3 protein-coding genes and 4 tRNA genes are annotated in these 4,163 nt (G+C 35.1%); all 7 read right to left on the minus strand.

Annotated features, from left to right (window positions below):
* Nucleotides 1–53: 53 nt before the first annotated feature.
* The 7 genes from FD36_RS06110 to FD36_RS06140 all read right to left on the minus strand — a co-directional run bounded on the left by FD36_RS06110 (nt 54) and on the right by FD36_RS06140 (nt 4,133).
* Nucleotides 54–125, minus strand: a tRNA-Gln gene (locus tag FD36_RS06110).
* A gap of 9 nt (nt 126–134) precedes the next feature.
* Nucleotides 135–217: transfer RNA gene (locus FD36_RS06115), tRNA-Tyr, on the minus strand.
* 210 nt (nt 218–427) lie between these two features.
* A complete protein-coding gene (locus FD36_RS06120; protein ID WP_056958802.1) occupies nt 428–1,909 on the minus strand; it encodes a peptide MFS transporter in 1,482 nt (493 codons plus the stop codon).
* Between the two features lie 136 nt (nt 1,910–2,045).
* Nucleotides 2,046–3,392 (minus strand): type I glutamate--ammonia ligase, encoded by a 1,347-nt coding sequence (gene glnA / locus FD36_RS06125; protein WP_056958804.1) that lies wholly within the window; start codon nt 3,390–3,392, stop codon nt 2,046–2,048.
* 15 nt (nt 3,393–3,407) lie between these two features.
* A complete protein-coding gene (locus tag FD36_RS06130) occupies nt 3,408–3,794 on the minus strand; it encodes a MerR family transcriptional regulator (RefSeq protein WP_056958806.1) in 387 nt (128 codons plus the stop codon).
* A gap of 134 nt (nt 3,795–3,928) precedes the next feature.
* Nucleotides 3,929–4,001: transfer RNA gene (locus FD36_RS06135), tRNA-Thr, on the minus strand.
* 59 nt (nt 4,002–4,060) lie between these two features.
* Nucleotides 4,061–4,133 (minus strand) — tRNA-Asn (locus FD36_RS06140).
* Nucleotides 4,134–4,163: the final 30 nt, after the last annotated feature.

Genomic DNA, 4,163 nt, shown 5'->3' on the forward strand with positions numbered 1-4,163 from the left:
CTCGCCAATTATGGATAAAAAAATCGACTGACATTATGTCAGTCGATTAAATATTGGGCTAGCTGGGATCGAACCAGCGCATACTAGGATCAAAACCTAGTGCCTTACCGCTTGGCCATAGCCCAAAAATAAAATGGAGGGGAGTGGATTCGAACCACCGAACCCGAAGGAGCGGATTTACAGTCCGCCGCGTTTAGCCAGACTTCGCTACCCCTCCGCATTGATTAATTGATTAGGTCACCCAATCAACATATATAATATTAATGGATATTGATGATCTTGTCAACAAAATATCCAAAAAAAATCAAAAAAATTTGAATTTTTTTTACATACCCTATCCAATCTATTATCAACCTAATTATAGTTAAAAATGTGTACAAAAAAGGACTGAATTTAATAAATTCAGTCCTTTAATTATTAATTTTACTTATTCAACATTTTCCATTAATTTAATAATTGGTTTAACAAAGAATAATAAAACTACACTAGCTACTATTGCTACCAAACCAATAGTTCCATAGTAAGCTATTTCATTTCCCGGTGTATAAAAACGAGCAATTTGTGAGTTAACTGCTTGTCCGGCTGCATCTGATAAGAGCCACATACTTAACATTTGTGCACCAAATGCTTTAGGAGCTAATTGTGTAGTAACTGACAAACCGATTGGTGAGATAAGCATTTCACCAATTTCAATGATTGCCCAACTACCAACTAACCATAGCGGGTTAATTTTAGCAGAAGTTCCAAAAAGTAAAATTGGAATGACCATTAGTAAGAATGATAGACCTGAGAAAAATAGTCCATAAGCAAACTTTTTAGGTGTTCTTGGTTGTCTTTTACCAAGCTTGCTCCATAAAAGCACAAATAATGGAGTATAAAGCATAATAAATAATGGGTTTAGTGATTGATACCAACTTGGATCAATGTTTAACCAACCTAAATGGTTATTGGTTTGTTTTGCGGCAAAAATTGCTAAAACACTTGAACCTGATTCTTCAATTCCCCAGAAAATTACTGAACCAATGAATAATGGGATGTATGCAAGTACCTTCTTATGTTCATCTGGAGTAACTTTTTTACTTCGTAACATGATTACAAAATAAATAATGGGTGCGACAATTGCAACGACACTTAGTAATGAAACAAAATTATTAACAGTAAGAACATTCATTTGTTTCATAACAGCCAAAATGCCAGCAAAAACAATCAAACCGGTAATAATGATAAATGTAACTTTCTTACCTTCTCCATCAAGCAAAGGATCAGAAGGTTTTGCACCATCTTCAGCAAGGGTTTTGTTACCACCAAAGTAATATAATAAAAGACCAAAAAACATTCCAATTGCGGCAAGTGAAAAACCAACATGGTAATTATATGAAGAAGAAACCCATCCACAAACTAATGGTGAAATAAAAGCTCCAAAGTTGGTGAGAAAGACGAAAATCGTAAACGCACTTTCGCGACGAAGATCATCTGGTTTATATAATTTACCAACCATATCAGAAATATTTGGTTTTAAAAGACCTGTTCCTAAAATAATGAAGGCAATTGAAGCGAATAATCCTACAATTCCGGCAGAAGGTATTGATAAAGAAATGTGTCCAAACATTATCAAAATCCCACCATATAAAACTGTTCGACGACTGCCTAAAATTCGATCACTAACATATCCACCAACAACTGATGTAAGATATACTAATGAACCATAAATTGCCATAATTGATAAACCAGTGGTTTGTGATAATCCCAAACCACCTTTAGCTACTGTGGCAACAATGTAGTAAAGAAGAATTGCTCGCATCCCGTAGTAACTAAATCTTTCCCAAAATTCAGTTCCAACTAACGCAGCTAATCCTTTTGGTTGACCAAAAAACGCATGATCCATATCTTTTTTATTTTCCAAAATCATCTCTCCTGTTTAATAATATAAAGTAAGTATACTCTACATTTTATGTTTATTCAATTTGAACATTCGTATACGAATCAACTAAAAAACGACCTAATCATGTTAACTAAGTCGTTTTGTTAGCTATTTAGGTGTTTTTTTAAAGCATATCTAAATAACGATCACGTTCCCATTGAGAAACGTTTTGACTATATGCAGTCCATTCCATATTTTTTGCATCTAAGAAGTTTTGGTAAATATGTGATCCTAAAGCATCCTCCATTAGTGGATCTTTAGAATATTCAGCTAATGCATTATGCAATGATGTTGGTAATTTTTCAATGTGGTCAAGTTTAAGTTCTTGTCCATCCATTGAGTAAATATTACGATCAACTGGTTCTTCTGGTTCAATTTTATTTTTAATTCCATCTAGTCCAGCTTTTAAAATGGCAGCAATTGCTAAGTATGGGTTAGCTGATGGGTCAACACTTCTTAATTCAAGACGAGTTCCCTTACCACGAGCGATTGGGACACGAACCATTGGTGAACGGTTAGCGCCAGACCAAGCAATGTATACTGGAGCTTCAAATCCTGGAACTAAACGTTTGTACGAGTTAACAGTTGGGTTACATACGGCAGTTAATGCTTTCGCATGTTTCAATAAACCACCTAAGAAGTAGTATGCTGTTTGTGATAACTGACCGTCACCATTTTCATCATAAAAGGCGTTGTTTCCATCTTTATCAAAGAGTGACATATTCATGTGCATTCCAGAACCGTTTACACCATTTAAAGGTTTAGGCATGAATGTTGCATATAAACCATAACGTCTAGCAACTGTTTTAACTACCATTTTGAAAGTTTGAATGTGATCAGCTGCAGCAACTGCATTGTCATATTCAAAATCAATTTCGTGTTGACCTGGAGCAACTTCGTGATGAGAAGCTTCTACTTTAAAGTTCATCTTTTCAAGTTCAAGAACCATATCACGACGAACGTTAGCAGCTAAGTCCATTGGTGCCAAATCAAAATAACTACCTTTATCGTTTAATTTTTTAGTTGGGTGGCCATTTTCGTCTAATTCAAATAAGAAAAATTCTGGTTCAGGTCCAATGTTAAAATCACTAAAACCTAATTCTTTAATTTCTTCAAGAACTCGCATTAAATTGTTACGAGGATCTCCTTTAAATAGTTTTCCATCTGCCGTATAAACAGCACAAGTAATTCTAGCAACTTTACCATGTTCGTCGCCCCATGGAAATACCATCCAAGTATCAAGATCTGGATGTAAATACATATCACTTTCTTCAATTCTCACAAAACCATCAATTGAGGATCCATCAAACATTAACTTTCCTGCTAATAATTGGTCTAATTGACTAATTGGAACTTCAACATTTTTAACTGTACCAAGTAAATCGGTAAACATTAAACGAAGGAAACGTACATCTTCATCTTTAACCATTCTTTTAATATCATCAGGTGTATATTTTGCCGTCTTTTCCATTACTCTATCTCCCTTTTATAAATAACCTTGTTTGAATTGAGGATCGTTATCAACATATAAGCCACCGGCTTTCATGATATCATCACGGAGGTACTCACGAACTCGTTCGTCACTGACAGTTTGTCTTTGATTACTATTCTTACTAGCAAGTCGGCGACGTTGCTTTTCGTAAACCCGTTTCACTTGTTCAATATTCATACCTTCATCTAGATAATCTTTAACTTCTAAAATTCGATCAATATTGTTTAGTGAATAGAGACGACGATTACTTTCAGTCCGTTTTGATTTTACTAAACCACAATCATCGTAATATCTAATCTGGCGTGCGGTTAATGATGTTAATTTCATTACTGTACCCATCGGCAAAACTGCCATTGAGCGTCTTAATTCCTTTTCACTCATATTAATAGCTCCTCATTGGTAGTAATGATAATGGTATTTATTTAAATGGTCAACAAGTCATGTTACATTTTATTACATACAGAGCATAAAAAAAGAAATCCACCAAATTGATGAATTCCTTTTAAAATTATAAATGCTGATTAGAGGAGTCGAACCTCCGACCTTCGGTTTACGATGCCGATGCTCTACCAACTAAGCTAAATCAGCAAAAATAACATTATATAAGTCAAAAGCGCTAACCGGGTAGTTAACGCTTCTTTACTTAACTCCGACAGGCGGGCTCGAACCGTCGACAACCTGATTAACAGTCAGGTGCTCTACCAACTGAGCTATGTCGGAATAATAACCGCGTGGCAACGTCCTATCCTC

This window comes from Fructilactobacillus sanfranciscensis DSM 20451, from assembly GCF_001436035.1.
Taxonomy (GTDB): domain Bacteria; phylum Bacillota; class Bacilli; order Lactobacillales; family Lactobacillaceae; genus Fructilactobacillus; species Fructilactobacillus sanfranciscensis.

What these genes read in the sequence shown, in the direction of transcription:
- FD36_RS06130 (WP_056958806.1), bottom strand. Translation starts at nt 3,794, where the DNA reads ATGAGTGAAAAGGAATTAAGACGCTCAATGGCAGTTTTGCCGATGGGT.
- FD36_RS06120 (WP_056958802.1), bottom strand. Translation starts at nt 1,909, where the DNA reads ATGATTTTGGAAAATAAAAAAGATATGGATCATGCGTTTTTTGGTCAA.
- glnA (WP_056958804.1), bottom strand. Translation starts at nt 3,392, where the DNA reads ATGGAAAAGACGGCAAAATATACACCTGATGATATTAAAAGAATGGTT.